This is a genomic window from Kitasatospora sp. cg17-2, assembly GCF_054031055.1.
In genome coordinates this window covers 4,614,367-4,635,087 of the sequence record NZ_CM132923.1, presented here as the reverse complement: position 1 = coordinate 4,635,087, position 20,721 = coordinate 4,614,367, and the positions used below count along the sequence as shown (strand labels likewise).

The window sequence follows — 20,721 nt, the reverse complement described above, 5'->3', positions numbered from 1 at the left end:
GTGGGCCCGAGTGATTTCCCGGGCGTGTCCGGCCGGTCCGGCCCGGTGTCAAGGGCCGAAGCCGACCCTGGGCTGACACGGCCCCAATTCGCACGCTAGTTTCTTGGCATGTCTCGCGGACGCCACCGTCATTCCTCCGTCCTCGGCCGGGTCTTCCCCCCCACCGCCGCCGGCGTGCTCCTCGTCGCCGCGCTGGGAGCGCTGCTGTTCAGTCAGGACACCGTGCTGGTGCGCTCGGTGGGTGCCGCCGCGGTGCTCGCGACGCTCGGCTTCGCCGTGCTGCTGCGGCAGCGCGACCGGGCCGCCCGGGCGGCGGCCGAGGTCTCCGTGGCGCAGCGGCTGCGGGCCGAGGAGCGGTTCGAGGAGCAGCTCGCCGAGGCGGAGTACGCGGCCGAGGTGGCCGAGGAGCGGGCGACCAGGTTCGGGCGGCGGCTGACCGCCGAGAAGTCCCGGCTGGCGAAGGCCGAGACGGAGATCGCCCGGCTGCTCAAGGAGCGGGCCGTGGCGGTCGCCGCGCAGGCGCTCAAGGAGGCCGAGGCGGCCCAGCGCGCCCTTGCCGCGAGCCGCCCCCAGTACCCGGCCAGTCCGGCCGCCTTCGTCCGGGCCGGGGCCGTGCTGCGGCAGCTGGAGCGGCGGGCGGCGCAGGCGGAGGCGCAGCGGGAGCGGGACGCCCTGCGGGAGGCCGAGCGGGCCGCCGAGCGGGAGCGCGCGGCGGGTGCGGAGGTCGCGCTGCGGGCCCGTACGGCGCCCGCGACGACGTCCGCGCCGGTGTCCGGGGCGAAGCCCGAGCGCGTGGCGCCGGTGGTGCCGGCTCCGGTCGCTCCCGGGGTGCCCGCGCCCGGCACGGCGCCGTCCGCGCACTCCGCCTCCGGTGCGGCCACGCCGGTTCCCGCGGCGCCGGTCCGGCCGGTGCTGACGGCGACCGTGGGGCAGCTCGGCGGGGCGCCCTCGGCGCAGCCGGTGCGGCCGGCCGAGCGGCAGCGGCCCCGGCCGACGGTGCCCGCGGCCGCGCGGCCCCAGGGCTTCAGTTTCTTCGGCCGGGGGGCCGGTGCCGGCGCCCGGCCGGCCGCTCCGACGCCGGTGGTGGGCAGTGTCGCGGAGCTCGGCGACCGGGCCGACCTCGCGGACGTGGTGGGGGACGAGGTGGTCGCCGCCCAGGCGCAGGCCCAGGCCCAGGCTCAGATACAGGCCCAGACCCAGGCTCAGGCCGAGGCCGAGGCCCGGGCGCAGGACGCGGCGCCGGTGGCGGGCGGGGCTCCGGAGGACGCCGAGGAGCGGACCCAGGTGCTGCCCCGGGTCGGCCGGACGGGGACGCCCGAGGTGGTCGACCTGACCCCGCACGACGAGACCGAGCAGATCGAGGTGCCGGAGCTCCGCGCCTCCCGCTGAGGCGGCGCGAGCGGCCGGTGCCGAGCGGCGCGGGTGGACGGTTCTCCGTCCGCCCGCGCCGCTCCGTCGTTCCGGGCCCGGTGCTCAGGGTCCGGTGCCTTCGGGGGCCGAGGGCGGCCGGGGACGCCGGGAACGACGCGGCGCCCGCCCCGCCGGGTGGCGGGACGGGCGCCGGGAGGCACCGCGGGGGCGGAGCGTCAGAGCTGGACGCCGAAGTCCTGGGCGATGCCGGCCAGGCCGGAGGCGTAGCCCTGGCCGACCGCGCGGAACTTCCACTCGGCGCCGTTGCGGTAGAGCTCGCCGAAGATCATGGCGGTCTCGGTCGCGGCGTCCTCGGAGAGGTCGTAGCGGGCGATCTCGGCGCCGCCGGCCGCGTTCACCACGCGGATGTAGGCGTTGCGGACCTGGCCGAAGTTCTGCGACCGGGCGACGGCGTCGTAGATCGAGACCGGGAAGGTGATCTTGGTGGCCTCGGCCGGCAGCGTGGCGAGGTTGACGTTGATCGCCTCGTCGTCGCCGGCGCCCTCGCCGGTGCGGTTGTCACCGGTGTGGACGACCGTGTTGTCCGGGGTGCTGGTGTTGTTGAAGAAGACGAAGTGGCTGTTGGACAGCACCTTTCCGTCCGCGTTCAGCACGATGGCGCTGGCGTCCAGGTCGAACTCGGCACCGGTCGTGGTGCGGACGTCCCAGCCGAGGCCGACGGTGACCGCGGTCAGGCCGGGGGCCTCCTTGGTCAGCGAGACGTTGCCACCCTTGGAGAGGCTCACTGGCATGGTGTGTGCTGTCCCTTCGATTGCTGTTGCCGGGGATAACGCGGGAACCGCGAGGGATGGTTCCGCGCGGCCGGTTCTTTTCCGCCGCCGGCACGGTTCCGGGTATTCCCCGTCAGACGCGCCGGAACCTGCCCTGGAGTTCCCAGACAACCGGATTGTCGGCGAGATCCGGGTGCATGTCGAAGAGGTCGGCGAGAGTGTCCTGGAGGAAATCCCTGGCCTCGCGGCGCAGATCGCCGTGGCGGACCACGACCGGCGGCTCGTCCGGCAGCCAGGTGGCGGTGACCTCGACCCAGTTGAAGCGGCGGGCGAACCGCAGCAGATGGGTGTTCTGGGTGAAGTCGAGGTCGGCGGTCTGCACCCGGGCGGCGCGGCCGCCGTCCGGGTCGCGGTCGAGTTCCTCGACGATGTCGCACAGGGCCCAGGCGAAGTCCAGCACCGGGACCCATCCCCAGGCTGTGGACAGGTCGGATTCCTCGTCCTCGACGTGGACGTCGCCGCAGAACAGGTCGTACCGCAGCTCGCGCACGCCGGCGGACCGGTAGTCGGTCTGCGGGGGGTCGGGGAAACGGTTGGAGAGGGAGTAGCCGAGCTCGATCACAGGGACATTGTCGGGGTTGGCGGGGGACGGCCGGATAACCGGGTGACCCGGCGTGGTCCGGCGCGGGATGATGGGCCCATGCCTGAGCCCATCCGCGTACGGGGGTCGGTGGTCGTCCCCGACGCCGAGCTCGTCTGGCGCTTCTCGCGTTCCTCCGGCCCCGGTGGCCAGCACGTCAACACCTCCGACACCCAGGTCGAGCTCCGCTACGACGTGGCCGCCTCCGCGGCGCTGCCCGAGGTGTGGAAGGAGCGCGCCCTGGAGCGGCTGGCCGGCCGGCTGGTGGACGGCCGGGTGCTGGTGGTCCGGGCCTCCGAGCACCGTTCGCAGTGGCGCAACCGGGAGGTCGCCGCGGCCCGGCTGGCCTCGCTGCTCGGCGAGGCGACCGCCCCGCCGCCGAAGGCGCGCCGGGCGACCAGGCCCAGCCGGGGCATGGTCGAGCGGCGGCTCACCAACAAGAAGCACCGCTCCGAGCTGAAGCAGGGGCGGCGCTCCCCGCGCGGCGGGGAGTAGCGGCGGCAGTTCCCGGCGGGTCCGACGGCGGTGCCCAGCGGCACCCGGCGGGTCCGGCGGTGCCGGGGTCAGCCGAGGGAGCGGTAGCCGCCGCGGAAGTACAGCAGCGGGCGGCCGCCGGGGTCGGGCACCCGGGCCTCCAGGACCCGGCCGAGCAGCAGGGTGTGGTCGCCGGCGGGCATCCGCTGCTCGGTGCGGCACTCGACGGTGGCGAGCGCGCCGCTGATCAGCGGGGCTCCGCTGTGGGTGCCGCGGTGGTGCGGGGCGTCGGCGAACAGCAGCCGGTCGCTGAGCCGGCCCTTCATGGCGAACCGCGAGCCGAGCGCCTTCTGCTCCTCGGACAGCAGCGAGACCGCCCAGGTCCCGGCCCGGGAGAGCACCTCGTCCATCCGGGAGTCCTCGCGGACGGAGATCAGGACCAGCGGCGGCTCCAGCGACACGGACAGGAAGGACGTCGCGGTCATGCCGACGTCCTCGCCGTCGTCCGGGTCGTGGACGGTCACCAGGCTGACACCGGAGGCGAGCTGGGAGAGCGCCGCCCGGAACTCGTCGGGGGTCGCTTGGGAGGCAGCTTCGGGCTGCGGGGACGGGTACACGTAGGCACGCTAGCCCGCGACCGGGGGAAACGACATCGGGCCCTGGTCGTAGGACCAGCGACGCAGCGCGGCTCGGTCCGTCCGGGCCCCGGGAAGGTTACGGTTCGCGCCCGGCCTCACTCCCAGGAGTGAAGGGGAGGGCCTGCCCGGCGGTCAGTCGGCTACAGCTCGGGGCCGGTACGACCGACCACCGGAAATGTGCCGATGAGGCTTTTTGTCCCGTTATGGGGCAGATGAACCGATTAAGGGTGCATTAGCGTCGTGTGATTTAAGTCACAAGTGCTGACCTATTGCTGACCGAGCGTGCCGAACGCTGTGCTCCCTGTGATTCAGTTCTTCTGGCAATCGGACGATAACCAATCAAGACCTATCCGAAGCAGCCGGGGAGCCCCCGCATGGAAGCCGAGTCGGAGCCTTATGTCCGTCTCGCGACCCTCCGCACCTTGCACCGGGTCGTGGCGGACCTCAACGCTGCCCGCAGCCTGGCGGGAACGCTGCAGGCCGTGGTCGAGGGCGCCGTGCACGGGCTCGGATTCGACGCCGCCGCGGTCAGCCTGGTCCGGCCCGACGGCGACCTGGTGGTGGCGGCCGTCTGGGAGCTGGAGGAGAGCGCCATGGGCGGCCCCTCCGTACTGCTCGGCCAGGTCGGCTCCCGCGAGTCCTGGGACCGGCTGCTCGGCGTCAGCGACCACTGGGGCACCCTGCGCTTCCTCCCCTACGACCGCGGCTGGGCGGTGGCCAGCGACATCCCCCGCTGGATCGGGGACGGCGCGATGCCGGTCTACGCCAACGACTGGCACCCGGCCGACGGCCTGCTCGCCCCGATGTACAGCGCCGGCGGCGACCTGCTCGGCGTCCTCTCGGTGGACCGGCCGCGCAGCGGCAAACGGCCCGGGGCCTGGACCCGCGAGGCGCTGGAGATGTTCTCCCTGCAGGCCTCCATCGCGATCGGCAACGCCCGGCTGCGCGCCGAGATGCAACGCGCGCTGGCCCGCCTGGAGAAGGAGCAGCAGGCGCTGCGGGCCAGCGAGGAGAGCTTCCGCCAGGCCTTCGAGTACGCCCCCAGCGGGATGGCCATCACCGAACTCCACGGCGCCGGCCGGGGCCAGCTGACCAGGGTCAACGACGCGCTCTGTCGTCTGCTCGGCCGCCCCCGGGCGGTGCTGCGCCAGCAGAGCTTCGCCGATCTCGTGCACCCCGACGACCGGACGCTGCTGGAGCGCACCAGCGCCGAGAGCGGCCGGGCGGAACTGCGGCTCTCCCGCCGCGACGGCGGGTACCAGTGGGTCTGTCTGCGGAACTCGATCGTGGCCGACGCCGCCGAGGGCCCGAGCTTCCTGCTCACCCACGTCGAGGACATCGAGGACCGCAAGCGGCACGAGCTCCAGCTCGCCCACCGGGCCAGCCACGACGCGCTCACCGGACTGCCGAACGGGGCCGAGCTCAAGGCCAGGCTCGGGCGCCGGCTCTGCGCCCTGCCGCAGGCGGTGACCGCCGGGCACCAGGCGGCCCCGCCCGGGGGCCCCGGCCACGGCGGCGCCGGGTACGCGGCCGCGCTCCGCCCCGAGGACGGCTTCGGCGGGTACCCGGAGCACCTGTTCGGCGACGCCCACCGCACGCCCGGCGGGTACGAGGGCGCGGACCCGGCGCACGGCTACGGCCTTCCGGAGGGCTACCCGGCGGCCGCGTCCGTCGGCGTGCCGGACGGGGCGAACGGCTACGGCGACCACGTGCACGCCGTGGTGCCGCCCGACCACGGCCCGGGCGCGGAGATCAGGACCGGCCCGTTCCGTTCGAGCCCCCCGGTCGCCGTGGAGAAGGGGCTCGCGGTGCTCTTCTGCGACCTGGACGGCTTCAAGTCGATCAACGACCGGTTCGGGCACAACGCCGGGGACGCCGTCCTGGTCGAGGTCGCCCGCCGGCTCAGCGGGGCCGTCCGGGACGGCGACACGGTGGCCCGGTTCGGCGGCGACGAGTTCGTGGTGCTGGCCGACGGCATCGGCCGCGACGAGGCGAAGGACCTCTCCCACCGGCTGCGCAACGCGATCATCCCGCCGATGCGGATCGACGGCCGGGCGATGCGGGTCGGGGTCAGCCTCGGCATCGGCTGGGCCGGCTGCGGGATGAGCATCGAGGAGGTCCTGCACACCGCCGACGAGCGGATGTACGACGAGAAGCGGGCCCGGGGCGGCGCGGTGCGCGGGGCCCGCGGCGAGCGCTCGCACCGGCGGGCCGGTTAGGTCGTGTTCCTCCGACCGCTCCGGCGGCCCGGCCCCGGGGTCGGGCGGGCGCGAGCTACCCATGGGTTGTCAAGGGGTCTTTTCGGGGCGTAGCCGACGACAGGTAGTGTTCCGGGGGTACGAGCGACCACGATCAGCGTCCGACGGCACGGAAGTGCGGCGGCGCGACCGCGATGGGGGAGTTGACCACCGTGACCACCGCCGGCAGCAGCGGGGAGCCCCAGGGCCCGGAGGGCGGCGCCCCTCAGGACGACGATCCGTTCGGCTACCTCTACCGTCCGGCCGACGGCGCCTCCGGGCAGCCGGCCGAGCCGCAGCAGGGTGTGCCCCGCACCTCGTACAGCCGCCCGATGGAGGTCGGCCGCGCCCAGTACGGCCAGCCGCCCAGGGCGCAGCAGCCCCACCAGCAGCAGCCCGGCTACCCGCAGCAGGGTTACCCGCAGGCCCAGCCGCCGCAGCAGCCGTACCCGGCGCAGGGCGACTTCGGTGCCGCCCCCACCCAGCAGACCCGCTACGCCGAGCACTCCCGCCCGCAGCCGGGCGAGGAGCGTCCGAGCGGCGGCGGCCGGGGCAAGGGCGCCGTCATCGGCGCGGTGGCCGTGGTCGCGGCGATCGCGATCGGTGCCGCGGTGGCCCTCACCGGCGGTGACCCGGACACCGGCAAGGACAAGGACACCAAGGGCGGTGCCTCGGCCAGCGCCTCGGCCGGCCCGGGCAGCGGCACCGGCAGCGCGAACCCGACCGGCTCCGCGTCGGCCACGCCGGCGGCGACCGCCTCCGGCACCGGTGGCCTGGGCCCGGTGGACGCGAGCCAGCTGCAGGCGCAGAACGCGCCGGCCGGCAACACCGTCAAGGGCGCCAAGTCGGCGGACGGCAGCTATCTGACGCTCAACCCCGGTGGGACGATCACCTGGAGCGGTGAGCTGGCGACGGCCGGCACCTACAAGTTCACCGTGCACTACAGCAACGCCGCCGCCGACGTGCGGGCGGCGGCGACGGTCAACGGCAAGGACTGGCCGGGCGGGCTGGGCTTCAAGAACTACTCCCCCGGCAAGGACCCGGCCTCGTCCTGGTTCAACACCTACATAACGCCGCCGATGGTGGCGGGCCCGAACACCGTGGTGATCTCGGTGCCGGCGGGCAGCGGCACGATCCTGGTCGACCAGGTGGTGCTGGAGGCCGCTTCCTGAGGCCTTCCCGCGCTGTGACGAACGGCCGTCCGCCCCCCTCGCGGGGGAGCGGACGGCCGTTCGTCGTGCCGGGTGGGGTCAGGCGGTGGTGATCGGGGCGAAGCGGTCGCCGCCGGTGATCCACTCGCCGCGGCGCATGACGGCGACCAGGTCGTAGCTGCTGGAGTCGACGACGACGAGGTCGGCGAGCTTGCCGGTCTCCAGGCTGCCGACCCGGTCGGCGAGGCCGAGCAGCCGGGCCGGGACGGTGGAGAGCGACTCCACGGCCTGGTTCAGGCCGAGGCCGTTGACCGTCACCGAGCGCTTGAAGGCGACGTCCAGGGTGAGCGTCGAGCCGGCGATCGCGCCGCCCTCGACGAGTCGGGCCACGCCGTCCTTGACCTCGACCTGGAGCGGGCCGAGGGGGTAGAGGCCGTCGCCCATGCCGGCGGCGCCCATGGCGTCGGTGATGAGGGCGACCCGGGAGGCGCCGGCGGTGCCGTAGGCGAGGTCGAGCACGGAGGGGTGGAGGTGGACGCCGTCGTTGATGAGCTCGACGGTGACGCGCTCGTCCTCCAGCAGGGCCACGATCGGGCCGGGGGCGCGGTGGGCGATGCCGGGCATGGCGTTGAAGAGGTGGGTGGCGACGGTGGCGCCGGCGTCGATCGCCTCCAGGGTCCGGCCGTAGTCGGAGTCGGTGTGGCCGACGGCGGCGATGACGCCGAGGTCGGCGAGCATCCGGACCGAGTCGAGGCCGCCGGGCAGTTCGGGGGCGAGGGTGACCATCCTCGCGTGGCCGCGGGCGGCGTCGACGAGCTTGCGGACCAGGGCCGGGTCGGGGTCGCGCAGCAGGTCGGGGCGGTGGGCGCCGCAGCGGTTGCGGGAGATGAAGGGGCCCTCGAAGTGGACGCCGGCGACGACGCCGTCCTCGGCGAGTTCGGACAGCACGGCGGCCTGGCGGGCGAGGTCGTCGATCTCGCCGGTGACGGTGGAGGCGACGGTGGTGGTGGTGCCGTGTTCGAGGTGGGTGCGGGCGGCGCGCAGGGCCTCCTCGGCGATGCCGGAGGCGTAGGAGGCGCCGCCGCCGCCGTGCACGTGCAGGTCGACGAAGCCGGGTACGACGGTGTACCCGGTCAGGTCGAGGTCGCCGGGGGTGGCGGTACCGCCGAGGCCGGCGATCCGCTCGCCCTCGACGGCGAGACGGTCGCCCTCGACCACGCCGCCGGGCAGGACCAGCCGGGCGCCGGACAGTGCGAGTCGGTCCGCGGTCACGCGGTCACCTCCATGGAGAGCAGATCCCAGGCGAGCAGGCCGGCGCCCAGCGACGCGGCGGTGTCTTTGAGCATGGCGGGTACGACCTCGGGGGGCATCTGGAACGTCAGCCGCTCCGTGACCGCCGCCCGCAGGGGGGTGAAGAGGGTGTCCCCGGCCTCGGCCAGGCCGCCGCCGACGATCACCCGGGACGGGTCGAGCAGGCTCTGGGCGAGCACGATGCCGTCGGCCAGGGCGTCGACCGCGCGCTGCCAGACCGCGACCGCGCGCGGGTCCCCGGCGTCCACCGCGACGGCGCAGGATGCCGCGTCGGCGTCGGGGTCGCCCACGGCCTCGGCCCAGGCGCGGGAGACGGCGGAGGCGGAGGCGAGGGTCTCCAGGCAGCCCCGGGCGCCGCAGCCGCAGGCGGGGCCGCCGGGGCGGACCACCACGTGGCCGATCTCGCCGCCGTAGCCGTGGGCGCCGGCCTCGATCCGGCCGTCGATGCCGATGGCGCCGGCGATGCCGGTGCCGAGGGCGACGAAGAGGAAGCGGTCGACGCCCCGGCCGGCCCCGAGCCGGCCCTCGGCGAGACCGCCGGAGCGCACGTCGTGGCCGAGGGCGACCGGCATCGCGCCGCCCGGGCCGGCCAGGCGCCCGCCCAGCAGGGTGCGCAGGGGCAGGTCGCGCCAGCCGAGGTTGGCGGAGAAGACCGCGATCCCCCGCTGTTCGTCGATCGTGCCCGGGACGGCGACGCCCGCCGCCAGGGGCGCGACGCCGAAGCGGGCGCGGCCCTCGTCCGCCAGATCGGCGGCGAAGTCGAGGATGGCGGCGACCACGGCGTCCGTGCCGTGTTCCCGCCCGGTCGGGCGTCGTGCTTCGAACAGCACGGAGCCGTCCTGGGCGAGCAACGCGGCTTTCATGCCGGTGCCGCCAACATCGAGTGCGATCACGTGCTTCACGGGGGACAGTTTCCCTCGGTCCGGTCTAAGAGGTCTAGTCCAGTTGTCGCATTGGTCTGGTCCAAAGGGGTGAGCTTTGTCGCAGAAGTGTGCGGTGTGCGGCACTTTGAGCGGGTCGCCGGGTGGGTCGCGGGGACGGTGCGGAAGGGCAGGACAGGGCGTCCGGGAGGTCGGATTCGCGGATTTTGTTGCGCGGTGTGCAACAAATCCCGCACTTCGATAACTACCCGGCCGTCGGGGGCCGGAGGTCTGGACCACCGCATGCCCGGTTTGGCACCCTTGCGGCCTCCCCCCGGCCGGATCTCCCCCCGATCCGGTCCGTTCCCCCCTCAAGCAGGATCCCCCCGAAGGCGGTACCCGCGTTGGACAGGCGCGCCCAGGTCCCCACCCGGTTGTTCGGCGTCACGATGGCCGGCGCCCTGGCCGGAGCCCTCGTGCTCACCGGCTGCGGCGGCCAGGACAACGGTCCGGTCACCCTCCGGCTGGTGGCGGCCGACTACGGCGAGAGCGCGGACACCAGCTCCAAGCTGTACTGGGACGACGTCGCCCGCCGTTTCGAGACCGCCAACCCCGGCATCAAGGTCGACGTCGAGGTGGCGAGCTGGACCGACATCGGCAAGCGGGTCGACGAACTGGTCAGGACCGGCAAGTCCCCCGACCTGCTGCAGACCGGCGGCTTCGCCGACCAGGCCGCCGCGGACCGGCTGTACAACGCCTCGGACGTGCTCTCGCTGGAGACCCAGGCCAACATCATGGAGTCGTTCTCGCACGCCGGGCAGGTGCTCGGCACGCAGTACGGCATCCCGTTCGTCTCCTCCTCCCGGGTGCTCTTCTACAACAAGGCGATCTTCCAGAAGGCGGGCATCGCCCAGCCGCCGACCACCTGGAACGAGCTCAAGGCGGCGGCCGAGAAGATCAAGGCGAAGGTCCCGGGCGTCACCCCGTACGGGCTGCCGCTGGGGCCCGAGGAGGCGCCGGCCGAGTCGATGCTCTGGACGCTGAGCGGCGGCGGCAGCCTCTCCGACGACGTCGGCAACTACACCATCGACAGCGACAAGAACCAGGCCACCTTCAACTGGCTGCGGACCAACCTGGTCGCCACCGGTCTGACCTACCCCGAGCCCGGGAAGATGAACCGCACCCCGGTCTACAGCGACTTCGCGGCCGGCAAGGTGGCGATGCTCAACGGTCACCCCACGCTGCTGCGGATGGCCACCAACGGGAAGATCGACTTCGGTACGGCCGCGATCCCCAAGAAGGACGGCCTGGCGAAGACCGGCAGCCTCGGGGTGGCCGACTGGATGATGGCGTTCAAGGCCAACGGCCACAAGAACGAGATCCGCCGCTTCCTCTCCTTCGCCTACGCCAAGGAGAACCAGCTCAAGTTCGACGAGACCTACAACCTGCTGCCGGTCACCCAGGACGCGTTCGACGCGATGACCTCGGACCCGAAGCACGCGGACCTCAAGCAGTTCGCGGCCGGGCTCGGCAACGCGAGCTTCTACCCCTTCGGCGACCCGGCCTGGGCCGAGGTCTCCAACCGGATCAAGACCGGCATCGGGGCGGCGGCGACCGCCGAGCCCAAGCCGGTGCTGGAGGACCTCCAGCAGGCGGCGGTGAAGGAGGCGGCCCGGATCCGCAAGTGATCCGGGCCCGGCCGACGGACGTCAGTGGGTGATCGCGGTCAGTAGGTGATCGCGTAGACCTTGCGGAGCGTCTCCAGGACGGTCCAGGTGGTGCGGTCGCCCTCCTGGAACACCCCGGCGACGCCCGGGCCGAGCTCCAGCACCGGGCCGCCGTCGACCACGACGGTGGCCCGGCCGCTCAGCACCACGAAGACCTCCGCCGCCTCGGTGTCGGTGACCACGCCCGGGGTGATCTGCCAGATGCCCGACTCGCCGGAGGCGGACTCGGAGAGCACCAGGCCGGACACCTCGGGGGTGCCGGAGACGATCTGCGCCGGGTCGAGCGGGTCGGGTTCGAGCTCGGCGGTCGGCACGTGCAGGGCGAAGGCGGCGGTCGGGATGCTGGTCATGGGGGCGACGCTAGTCGGCGGACCGGGGCGGCGCAGCGGGCAGGGTGTGTCGGGTCCGCGGGGGAGAATGACACTCCGTAGTGATGGGCGGAGGTGGGCCCGGATGGGCGCGGACGAGGAAGCGGCACGGCCGGAACCGGAGCGGGCGGACGGTCCGGAGCAGCAGGACGGGGCAGGCGGGCCGGCCGGGCTGGACGCCAGGGACCGGGCCGTGCTGGCGCTGGAGGCCAGGAGCTGGCGGACGGCCGGGGCCAAGGAGCGGGCCGTCCGGGAGGAGCTGGGGCTCTCCAGCACCCGGTACTACCAGCTGTTGAACGGACTGCTGGACCGTCCGGAGGCGTTGGCGCACGCCCCGGTGCTGGTCAACCGGCTGCGCCGGGTCCGCGACGCCCGCCGGGCGGCCCGCTGAGCCGCCGGTCCGGCCGGACCGGTTGCCCCCGCCCGGGCTGGGTACGGTGCCGGGCATGGGCCTTTCCGACATGACGCGACCGCTGACGGACGCCGGGCGCGCGGGGCTGGCGGCGCTGCTCGCCGCACCCCGTGACGCCGTGATCGCCCTCGACTTCGACGGGACGCTCGCCCCGATCGTCCCGGACCCGGACCGGGCCAGGGCGGACCCCGGCGTGGCGCCCGCGCTGCGCGCGCTGGCCCCGCGGGTCGGCGCGGTCGCGGTGGTGACCGGCCGCCCGGCCGCCCTGGCGGTGGAGTACGGCGGGCTGGCCGGCATCGACGGGGTGGTGGTGCTCGGCCACTACGGTGCCGAGCGCTGGGAGGACGGCCGGCTGACCGCGCCGCCGCCGCACCCGGGCGTGGCCGCGGTGCGGGCGGAGCTGGCGGAGCGGCTGGAGGCGCTGGGCGCGCCCGAGGGCACCTGGGTGGAGGACAAGGGCCGCTCGGTGGCCGTGCACACCCGGCGGACGGCGGACCCGACGGCCGCGTTCGAGCTGCTGCGGGCGCCGATGGAACGGCTGGCGGCCGAGCACGGGCTGGTGGTGGAGCCGGGCCGGCTGGTGCTGGAGCTGCGGCCGCCGGGCGTGGACAAGGGCGCGGCGCTGACCGGGCTGCTGCGCGAGCGCGGGGCCCGTTCGGTGCTCTACGCGGGCGACGACCTGGGGGACGTGCCGGCCTTCGCGGCGGTGGAGAAGCTGCGGCCGGAGGGCCTGGCCGGGCTGCTGGTGTGCAGCGGCGCGGTGGGGGACGCGCCGGTGCGCGAGCTCGCCGACCGGGCGGACCTGGTGGTCCCGGGCCCGGCCGGCGTGGTGGAACTGCTGGTCGCGCTGGGGGAGGAGCTCAGCCGCCCGGCCGCAGGGCGTTGAGCTGGTCCAGGAACCACTGCTGCGGCGGCAGTGCCGTCGCCGCGGCGGCCAGCCGCTTGGTGCGGTCGGCCCGTTCGTCGGCCGGCATGGTGAGCCCGGCGTGCAGTGCCTCGGCGGTGGCCACGATGTCGTAGGGGTTGACGCTCAGCGCGTCCTGGCCGAGTTCGGCGTGCGCGCCGGCCTCCCGGGAGAGCACCAGCGCGCACCCCTGGTCGGAGACCACCGGGACCTCCTTGGCGACGAGGTTCATACCGTCCCGGATCGGGTTGACCAGGGCCACGTCGGCCAGCCGGTAGGCGGCCAGCGAGCGCGGGAAGTCGTCGTCGACGTGGAGGAGCAGCGGCCGCCAGTCCGGGGTGCCGAACTCCGCCTCGATCTCCGCGGCGAGCGCCCGCACCTGGTCGGTGTAGGCCCGGTACTCGGCGAGGTCGGTGCGGGACGGGTAGGCGAAGGCGATGTGGACCACCCGGTCGTGCCACTCCGGGCGGGTGCGCAGCAGGTGCCGGTAGGCCAGGAAGCCGCGGACGATGTTCTTGCTCAGCTCGGTGCGGTCGACCCGGACGACGGTGCGGCGGTCGCCGACGGTCGCGCGCAGGGTGGCGAGCCGCTCGTCGACGTCCGGCCGGTGGGCCCGCTCGCGCAGGAAGTCGGCGTCGGCGCCGAGGCCGTGGACGCCGAGGGCGGTGGTGCGGCCGCCGTGCGTCACGGTGAGCGCCTCGCGGTCGACGTCCGCGCCGAGGTACCGCTCGCAGCAGTCGGCGAAGGCGAGCGCCCAGCGGCGGGTCAGGAAGCCCGCCCGGTCGGCGCCGAGGATGCCGGTGAGGACGGCCCCGGCGATGTCGTCGGGCAGCAGCCGCAGGTACTCGGGCGGCGCCCACGGGGTGTGCGAGAAGTGGCCGATCCGCAGGTCGGGGCGGGCGGCGCGGAGCAGCTCCGGGACCAGGGAGAGGTGGTAGTCCTGCACCAGGACGGCGGCCCCGGGGGCGGCCTCGGCGGCGAGGGCCTCGGCGAAGGCCGTGTTGTACGCGGTGTAGGCCGCCCACTCGGTGCGGAAGCCGGCGTCGAAGACGGGGGCGGTCGGGGTGTTCCAGAGCAGGTGGTGGACGAACCAGAGGGTCGAGTTGGCGATGCCGTTGTAGGCGCGGGCGAAGGTCTCCGGGTCGATGCCGAGCATCCGGACGGCCTGGCCGCCGACGTCGTGGCCGGCCCGGTCGAGCCGTCCGTCCGGGGCCTCGCGGGCGGCCCGGCGGTCGGCGTCGGACAGGGCGGCGCAGACCCAGACGGCGTCCGGGTCGTCGATCGCGGACAGCCCGGAGACCAGTCCGCCGCCGCCTCTGCGGAGGGTCAGTGTGCCGTCGTCCGCGGTGCCGAAGGACACCGGTCCCCGGTTGGACGCCACCAGGACGGGGGCGGTGCCGGTCGGATTCGAACGCTCGGTCGTGAGATCACCCATGGTTGGTTCGTTGCCGGGGGTCCGGGGCGGCAAACCCGCGGGACGGGTCATCGGCGTCGGGTGGCGTACTCGGGCACGGTGTGCATCGGCGGCCGCTCGGTCGCGGTGACCGGGTGGGTGTGGGCGGCGAAGGCGCGGGTCAGCGGGTCGCGGGTGAACTGGGTGAGCAGTGGGCGGACCAGGTCGGCGGAGGCCTTCAGCCGGTGGGTGCGGTCCAGTCTTTCCAGCGCGGTGCGGTAGATCGTGGCCGCCATCCGGCCGAGTGCCTGGGCGTCCTGGTGCCGGTGGTGGCGGATGCCGACGTCCACCTGGGCGAGCGCGTCCAGTCCGGCCGTCTCCAGGGCGTCGACGAGCAGGCCGAGCTCGACGCCGTAGCCGGTGGGGAAGGGCAGCCGTTCGAGCAGTGAGCGGCGGGCCGCGTACTCGCCGCCGAGCGGCTGGGCGAAACCGGCGAGTTCCGGCCAGTGCAGATTGAGCAGCGGACGGGCGACCAGTTCGGTGACCCGGCCGCCGCCGGCCGGCACCACCGCGCCGTCGGTCTCCAGCGGCCGGTCGTACATCGCCTTGACCAGCTGGAGGTCCGGATCGGTGAGCAGCGGGCCGATGATGCCGGAGACCAGGGCCGGGTCGAACTCGCGCAGGTCGGCGTCCACGAAGCAGACGATCTCGCCGCGGGTGACCAGCAGCGAACGCCACAGCACCTCGCCCTTGCCGGGGGCGGCGGGCAGCCGGGGCAGCACGGTGTCCCGGTGGACGACGGTGGCCCCGGCCTCGGCGGCGACCTCGGCGGTGGCGTCGACGGAACCGGAGTCGACCACGACCAGCTCGTCCACCAGCGGTAGTCGTTCCATCAGCTCCCGCCGGATGACCCGGACGATCTCGCCGACGGTGGCCTCCTCGTCCAGGGCGGGCAGGACGACGCTGACGGTGCCCGCCGGACCGAGGGCGCGCTTGGCGGCCGGGAGGGTGTGAACCGGTCGGTCGGCCGCGGTCCACGAGCGCCGGCGCAGCCAGGACGCGGTCTCGGGGAGGAGCGCGGGGGTCGGTTCGGCGGGCACGGTGCTCTCCTCGACGGATGGGGTCCCCCGGCCGGAGCCCGGGGGAGGTTGGGACGGGTCATCTCGCGTGGCGGACGGTCGGGTTCGGGGCCGACGCCTTCGGATACAGTCTTCGTACAGCGATCGGACCTTCGCACGCCGGGGTCTCCGCTGAGCAGAACCCACAACTTCACAGAGCTCATCCAGAGGGACTGAGGGAACGGCCCGTTGACGTCCCGGCAACCTTCTCGCACGGCTGGCTTCACGCCCCGGCGGGACAGGTGCCAATTCCGTCCCGGGCGCGACCGCGTCACGGGGAAGATGAGGAGAGAGGCCTCCGCCCATCATGGCTATCGACACCGTCGCACCTTCCCCCAACCTTCGGCCGGGGGGACCCCCATCCGTCGACCTCGGCCCCGCCACCGCGCTGTCCTGTCGCGAGTGCGGCACCCGGTTCCCGCTCGGTCCCAGCTTCGCCTGTCTCGAGTGTTTCGGTCCGCTGGAGATCGCCTACGACTTCGGCAGCGAGGGCGCCGAGGAGCTGCGCAAGCGGATCGAGGCCGGTCCGTCGTCGATCTGGCGCTACGCGCCGCTGCTGCCCGTCCCGGCCGACGTGGCGACCAAGCCGAACCTCAACCCGGGGTGGACCCCGCTGGTGAAGGCGGACAACCTGGGCCGCGAGCTCGGCTTCACCGGGCAGCTGCACATCAAGGACGACTCCGGGAACCCCACCCACTCCTTCAAGGACCGCGTGGTGGCCTGCGCCATCGAGGCGGCCCGGGCGTTCGGCTACACCACGCTGTCCTGCTCGTCGACCGGCAACCTGGCCGGCGCGGTCGGCGCGGCGGCGGCCCGGGCGGGCTTCCGGTCCTGCGTGTTCATCCCGCACGACCTGGAGCAGGGCAAGGTCGTGATGGCCGGGGTGTACGGCGGCGAGCTGGTCGGCATCGAGGGCAACTACGACGATGTGAACCGCTTCTGCTCGGAGCTGATCGGCGACCCGGCCGGCGAGGGCTGGGGCTTCGTCAACGTCAATCTGCGGCCGTACTACGGCGAGGGCTCCAAGACGCTCGCCTACGAGATCTGCGAGCAGCTCGGCTGGCGGCTGCCGGAGCAGATCGTGATCCCGGTCGCCTCGGGCTCCCAGCTCACCAAGATCGACAAGGGTCTGCAGGAGCTGATCAAGCTGGGCCTGGTCGAGGACCGGCCGTACCGGATCTTCGGCGCCCAGGCCGAGGGCTGCTCGCCGGTCTCGGCGGCCTACAAGGCCGGCCACGACGTGATCCGGCCGGTCAAGCCGGACACCATCGCCAAGTCGCTGGCGATCGGCAACCCGGCCGACGGCCCGTACGTGCTGGACATCGCCCGGCGCACCGGCGGCGCGGTGGAGGACGTCACGGACGAGGAGGTCGTGGCGGCGATCCGGCTGCTGGCCCGGACCGAGGGCATCTTCGCGGAGACCGCGGGCGGCGTGACCGTCGGCGTGCTCAGGAAGCTGGTCGAGACCGGGCAGCTGGACCCGTCGAAGGAGACCGTCGCCATCAACACCGGTGACGGGCTGAAGACCCTCGACGCGGTCTCCGAGGCCGGCATGACCGCCGTCATCCGGCCGACCCTGGACGCCTTCCGGGGCGCCGGCCTGGCCTCCGCCTGATTCCGCCGCCCCCCGATCGACCCGTTCCGCGCCCGTAACGAGGAGACCCCCATGAGCGCCAACGTCCGCATCCCGACCATCCTGCGCACCTACACCGGCGGTGTCAGCGAGGTGCCCGCCGAGGGCGCCACGCTGGGCGAGGTGATCGCCGACCTGGAGCGCAACCACGCCGGGATCGCCGCGCGGATCCTCGACGACACCGGCAAGCTGCGCCGTTTCGTCAATGTCTATGTGAACGACGACGACGTGCGGTTCGCCGAGGGCCTGGAGACGGAGATCAAGGACGGCGCGAGCATTTCGATCATCCCGGCGGTCGCCGGCGGGTGATCCGCGGGCGGTCCGTTCCCCCCGGGGCGGGCGCGTCGTCGAAGGCCGTCCGCGGCACGGAATTCCGTGCCGCGGACGGCCGTGCGCATTTTGGCGGGAATATCTTCGGTCCCGGGCGGAGTAAAGTGTCGCTGGACCGGGAACAGGGCGCGCCCGTCCCCCTGGTCCGGGAACGAATCCACCGCACCGCCACCACCGCCGGCTCCCCTCCGGCGGGAGTCGCGAGGGACCCGGGACCTGGATACATGTCAGGCCGGTGTCAGAATTCTGGCGGGGATTTCTGGTAATACGTCCGCTATGTCCGGCGGAGAATGCAGGACTTTCTCCCGATTGCGCCCGTCCTGTCCTGCGCTGCCGCGGGTGAATTCCCCGCCATTGACCCTGTTGCAGAGGGCGTCGATCCGGATACATTCAGCCGCGGTCGACGCAATCGCCCGTTCGCCGGATGCCGTTCGGCGTCATCGGGAGGATTGTGGCGTGCGCGGCTGCGCCCAGGGGGGGTTCCCCGGGCCGGCCTCCAACCAGACCCGGGCCCGCAGACCTGCGGGCGCGTGAAGGGCCAGCACAGCACTAGGGGAGTTCGGAATGGCTCAGGGCACCGTCAAGTGGTTCAACGCGGAGAAGGGTTACGGCTTCATCGCGGTCGACGGTGGTGCGGACGTCTTCGTCCACTACAGCGCGATCCAGATGGACGGCTACCGCACCCTTGAGGAGGGCCAGCGGGTCGAGTTCGAGATCTCTCAGGGGCAGAAGGGTCCGCAGGCGGACATGGTCCGCGCGGCGGTCTGACCTTTCCGACACCCGGGAGCTCTGCTCGGCCCATCGGCTGGCGCACCTCTTGATTCTCACGGCGGGCCCGTGCGACCTCGGTCGTACGGGCCCGCCGCCGTGTCCCGCCGTGTCCGTCGCTCCGTCCGCCGTCGTGCCCGGGGCGCTGCGGGCGGGGGTGGATCCGGGCCGGTGGGAGGCGGTCGGGGGCGGTCCCGGGCGGGCGCGCGGGGCGGGCGGCGCGGCTCGCGGATTGCCCGATTGGGCTTGCACTCACCCACCCGGAGTGCTAATCATTGGCGTTAGCACTCACAGCTTGAGAGTGACAGCGGACCGGGTCGGTGAGGCCCCAGGGAGCGGTAGGGGAATGGACCCCCGCACACCAGGGCCGTCCGTCGCGGGCACCCCTTGGTCCGAGCAGTCGACCGTGTCCCGGAGGACCACTTCTGATGGCCAAGATCATCGCCTTTGATGAGGAAGCTCGCCGCGGCCTTGAGCGTGGCATGAACCAGCTTGCCGACGCAGTGAAGGTCACGCTCGGCCCCAAGGGCCGCAACGTCGTTCTGGAGAAGAAGTGGGGCGCCCCCACGATCACCAACGACGGTGTCTCCATCGCCAAGGAGATCGAGCTCGAGGACCCGTACGAGAAGATCGGCGCGGAGCTCGTCAAGGAGGTCGCCAAGAAGACCGACGACGTCGCGGGTGACGGCACCACCACCGCCACCGTGCTGGCCCAGGCGCTCGTCCGCGAGGGTCTGCGCAACGTCGCCGCCGGCGCCAACCCGATGGCCCTGAAGCGCGGTATCGAGAAGGCCGTCGTCGCCGTCTCCGACCAGCTCCTGGCCCAGGCCAAGGACGTGGAGACCAAGGAGCAGATCGCCTCCACCGCCTCCATCTCGGCCGCCGACACCCAGATCGGCGAGCTCATCGCCGAGGCCATGGACAAGGTCGGCAAGGAAGGCGTCATCACCGTCGAGGAGAGCAACACCTTCGGTCTGGAGCTCGAGCTCACCGAGGGCATGCGCTTCGACAAGGGCTACATCTCGGCCTACTTCGCCACCGACCTGGAGCGTATGGAGACCTCGTTCGAGGACCCCTACATCCTGATCGCCAACTCCAAGATCGGCTCGGTCAAGGACCTGCTGCCGCTGCTGGAGAAGGTCATGCAGAGCGGCAAGCCGCTCGTCATCATCGCCGAGGACGTCGAGGGCGAGGCCCTGTCGACCCTGGTCGTGAACAAGATCCGCGGCACCTTCAAGTCCGTCGCCGTCAAGGCCCCGGGCTTCGGCGACCGCCGCAAGGCCATGCTCCAGGACATCGCCATCCTCACCGGCGGCACCGTGATCTCCGAGGAGGTCGGCCTGAAGCTGGAGAGCGCCGGCGTCGACCTGCTGGGCAGCGCCCGCAAGGTCGTCATCACCAAGGACGAGACCACCATCGTCGACGGTGGCGGCGACAGCGAGCAGGTCGCGGGCCGGGTCAACCAGATCCGCGCCGAGATCGAGAACAGCGACTCGGACTACGACCGCGAGAAGCTCCAGGAGCGCCTCGCCAAGCTGGCCGGCGGCGTGGCCGTCATCAAGGCCGGCGCGGCCACCGAGGTGGAGCTCAAGGAGCGCAAGCACCGCATCGAGGACGCCGTCCGCAACGCGAAGGCCGCTGTCGAGGAGGGCATCGTCGCCGGTGGTGGCGTCGCGCTGCTGCAGGCCTCGGTCGCCTTCGACAAGCTGGAGCTGGAGGGCGACGAGGCCACCGGTGCCAACATCGTCAAGGTCGCGCTGGAGGCCCCGATCAAGCAGATCGCGACCAACGCCGGCCTCGAGGGCGGTGTCGTGGTGGAGAAGGTTCGCAACCTCCCCGCCGGTCACGGTCTGAACGCCGCCACCAACGAGTACGTCGACCTGGTCGCCGCGGGCATCATCGACCCGGCCAAGGTCACCCGCTCCGCGCTGCAGAACGCCGCCTCCATCGCGGCGCTGTTCCTCACCACCGAGGCCGTCATCGCCGACAAGCCGGAGAAGGCCTCCGCGGCCGCCGGCGGCGGCATGCCGGGCGGTGACATGGACTTCTGATCCTGATCGTTCCGATCGGATCAGCAGGTCTTTCGTCCGCGAGGGCGGTTCCCCGACGGGGAGCCGCCCTCGCGGCGTTCCCGGGGACGGTCCCCGGGGCCGGGGGCCGTGGTGGGTTCCCGGGTTTCCGGGCGTTCTTGGGAGACTGGACGGATGGCTACGACAGACGACATCGAGACGGCGCTGCACACCGCGCGGGCGCTGATCCTGGCCGACCTGACCGCGCGGGACGCCGCCGACCCCGTTGTGGTGTCCCTGGTGGAGCAGGCCGTGACGCACCGGCGCTGGTGGCTGGAGCAGTGGCCGGACGGCACCGAGTACGTGCTGGGGCTGGTCGCCCAGGACGTCCAGGACGCGCTGCTGGAGAGCCACGGCCGCTGGCCGCTGTGCGCGGACTGCGCGGCCGACGGCGACCCGCACGCGCTGGGCGTGGAGCCGGAGCTGGGGCCGGAGCCGCACTGGGTGTGCGGCAAGCGCGGCGCCGTCGTGGCCGCCGTGGGCGAGCTGTAGCCGCTCCTCCTCCCTCCGTACCGCCGTCGCGCCTCCGGGTGCGGCGGCGGTTTTT

The 20,721-nt window shown here is 73.3% G+C and carries 20 protein-coding genes and 1 riboswitch; of the genes, 12 read left to right on the top strand and 8 right to left on the bottom strand.

The genetic code is table 11. The features are described from left to right. Positions 1–108: 108 nt before the first annotated feature. Positions 109–1,389, top strand: coding sequence for a hypothetical protein (locus ACW14Y_RS19480; RefSeq protein ID WP_456987853.1), 1,281 nt, complete (start codon positions 109–111; stop codon positions 1,387–1,389). Positions 1,390–1,586: 197 nt separating this feature from the next. On the opposite strand, the gene ACW14Y_RS19475 is transcribed toward ACW14Y_RS19480, so the two are convergent. Continuing rightward, the gene (locus ACW14Y_RS19475; RefSeq protein WP_093861491.1) at positions 1,587–2,162 is read right to left on the bottom strand and encodes a TerD family protein; all 576 of its coding nucleotides are present in this window, start codon (positions 2,160–2,162) and stop codon (positions 1,587–1,589) included. 112 nt (positions 2,163–2,274) lie between these two features. After that, on the bottom strand, positions 2,275–2,763 hold the full coding sequence (locus ACW14Y_RS19470) for a hypothetical protein (RefSeq protein WP_045939014.1): 489 nt from the start codon (positions 2,761–2,763) through the stop codon (positions 2,275–2,277). 78 nt (positions 2,764–2,841) lie between these two features. Between ACW14Y_RS19470 and arfB the strand changes: the two genes are divergently transcribed. Then, positions 2,842–3,276 (top strand): alternative ribosome rescue aminoacyl-tRNA hydrolase ArfB, encoded by a 435-nt coding sequence (gene arfB / locus ACW14Y_RS19465; protein WP_266270224.1) that lies wholly within the window; start codon positions 2,842–2,844, stop codon positions 3,274–3,276. 68 nt (positions 3,277–3,344) lie between these two features. Here arfB and ACW14Y_RS19460 read toward each other — a convergent pair whose 3' ends face one another. Beyond that, positions 3,345–3,872 (bottom strand): flavin reductase family protein, encoded by a 528-nt coding sequence (locus tag ACW14Y_RS19460; protein WP_380311485.1) that lies wholly within the window; start codon positions 3,870–3,872, stop codon positions 3,345–3,347. 395 nt (positions 3,873–4,267) lie between these two features. Here ACW14Y_RS19460 and ACW14Y_RS19455 point away from each other — a divergent pair, with 395 nt between their 5' ends. Then, positions 4,268–6,112 (top strand): GGDEF domain-containing protein, encoded by a 1,845-nt coding sequence (locus tag ACW14Y_RS19455; protein WP_380311487.1) that lies wholly within the window; start codon positions 4,268–4,270, stop codon positions 6,110–6,112. 191 nt (positions 6,113–6,303) lie between these two features. After that, the gene (locus ACW14Y_RS19450) at positions 6,304–7,302 is read left to right on the top strand and encodes a carbohydrate-binding protein (RefSeq protein WP_380311489.1); all 999 of its coding nucleotides are present in this window, start codon (positions 6,304–6,306) and stop codon (positions 7,300–7,302) included. A gap of 78 nt (positions 7,303–7,380) precedes the next feature. Here the strand turns inward: ACW14Y_RS19450 and nagA are convergent, their stop codons facing one another. Beyond that, a complete protein-coding gene (gene nagA / locus ACW14Y_RS19445; RefSeq protein WP_380304171.1) occupies positions 7,381–8,553 on the bottom strand; it encodes an N-acetylglucosamine-6-phosphate deacetylase in 1,173 nt (390 codons plus the stop codon). Further along, entirely contained in the window at positions 8,550–9,494 is a 945-nt protein-coding gene (locus ACW14Y_RS19440; protein WP_053647100.1) for an ROK family protein, read from the bottom strand. Before ACW14Y_RS19440 ends, nagA begins: the two co-directional genes overlap by 4 nt. A 362-nt stretch (positions 9,495–9,856) precedes the next feature. Between ACW14Y_RS19440 and ACW14Y_RS19435 the strand changes: the two genes are divergently transcribed. After that, entirely contained in the window at positions 9,857–11,140 is a 1,284-nt protein-coding gene (locus ACW14Y_RS19435) for an extracellular solute-binding protein (protein ID WP_380304167.1), read from the top strand. A 38-nt stretch (positions 11,141–11,178) separates the two neighbouring features. Here the strand turns inward: ACW14Y_RS19435 and ACW14Y_RS19430 are convergent, their stop codons facing one another. Beyond that, complete coding sequence (locus ACW14Y_RS19430; protein ID WP_045939548.1) at positions 11,179–11,529, bottom strand: cupin domain-containing protein; 351 nt, start codon at positions 11,527–11,529, stop codon at positions 11,179–11,181. 103 nt (positions 11,530–11,632) lie between these two features. On the opposite strand from ACW14Y_RS19430, the gene ACW14Y_RS19425 reads away from it, so the two are divergent. Continuing rightward, complete coding sequence (locus tag ACW14Y_RS19425; RefSeq protein ID WP_456987847.1) at positions 11,633–11,938, top strand: DUF3263 domain-containing protein; 306 nt, start codon at positions 11,633–11,635, stop codon at positions 11,936–11,938. A 55-nt stretch (positions 11,939–11,993) separates the two neighbouring features. After that, entirely contained in the window at positions 11,994–12,845 is an 852-nt protein-coding gene (gene otsB / locus ACW14Y_RS19420) for a trehalose-phosphatase (protein WP_456987845.1), read from the top strand. On the opposite strand, the gene ACW14Y_RS19415 is transcribed toward otsB, so the two are convergent. Further along, positions 12,820–14,298 (bottom strand): alpha,alpha-trehalose-phosphate synthase (UDP-forming), encoded by a 1,479-nt coding sequence (locus tag ACW14Y_RS19415; protein WP_380304160.1) that lies wholly within the window; start codon positions 14,296–14,298, stop codon positions 12,820–12,822. The genes otsB and ACW14Y_RS19415 overlap by 26 nt on opposite strands. Positions 14,299–14,345: 47 nt before the next feature. Beyond that, positions 14,346–15,356: a glucosyl-3-phosphoglycerate synthase gene (locus ACW14Y_RS19410; RefSeq protein WP_380304158.1), complete on the bottom strand. Its 1,011-nt coding sequence runs from the start codon at positions 15,354–15,356 to the stop codon at positions 14,346–14,348. Between the two features lie 175 nt (positions 15,357–15,531). Further along, positions 15,532–15,663: riboswitch (SAM riboswitch) on the top strand. Between the two features lie 18 nt (positions 15,664–15,681). Between ACW14Y_RS19410 and thrC the strand changes: the two genes are divergently transcribed. The 5 genes from thrC (at position 15,682) to ACW14Y_RS19385 (ending at position 20,666) form a co-directional block, all read left to right on the top strand. After that, complete coding sequence (gene thrC, locus ACW14Y_RS19405; protein WP_380389174.1) at positions 15,682–16,989, top strand: threonine synthase; 1,308 nt, start codon at positions 15,682–15,684, stop codon at positions 16,987–16,989. 51 nt (positions 16,990–17,040) lie between these two features. Further along, the gene (locus ACW14Y_RS19400) at positions 17,041–17,316 is read left to right on the top strand and encodes a ubiquitin-like small modifier protein 1 (RefSeq protein WP_266311769.1); all 276 of its coding nucleotides are present in this window, start codon (positions 17,041–17,043) and stop codon (positions 17,314–17,316) included. Between the two features lie 585 nt (positions 17,317–17,901). Then, complete coding sequence (locus ACW14Y_RS19395; protein ID WP_030289665.1) at positions 17,902–18,105, top strand: cold-shock protein; 204 nt, start codon at positions 17,902–17,904, stop codon at positions 18,103–18,105. A gap of 428 nt (positions 18,106–18,533) precedes the next feature. Then, positions 18,534–20,156, top strand: coding sequence for a chaperonin GroEL (groL, locus tag ACW14Y_RS19390; protein WP_266270211.1), 1,623 nt, complete (start codon positions 18,534–18,536; stop codon positions 20,154–20,156). 153 nt (positions 20,157–20,309) lie between these two features. Next, a complete protein-coding gene (locus tag ACW14Y_RS19385; RefSeq protein ID WP_402722492.1) occupies positions 20,310–20,666 on the top strand; it encodes a hypothetical protein in 357 nt (118 codons plus the stop codon). The last annotated feature ends 55 nt before the right edge of the window (positions 20,667–20,721 follow it).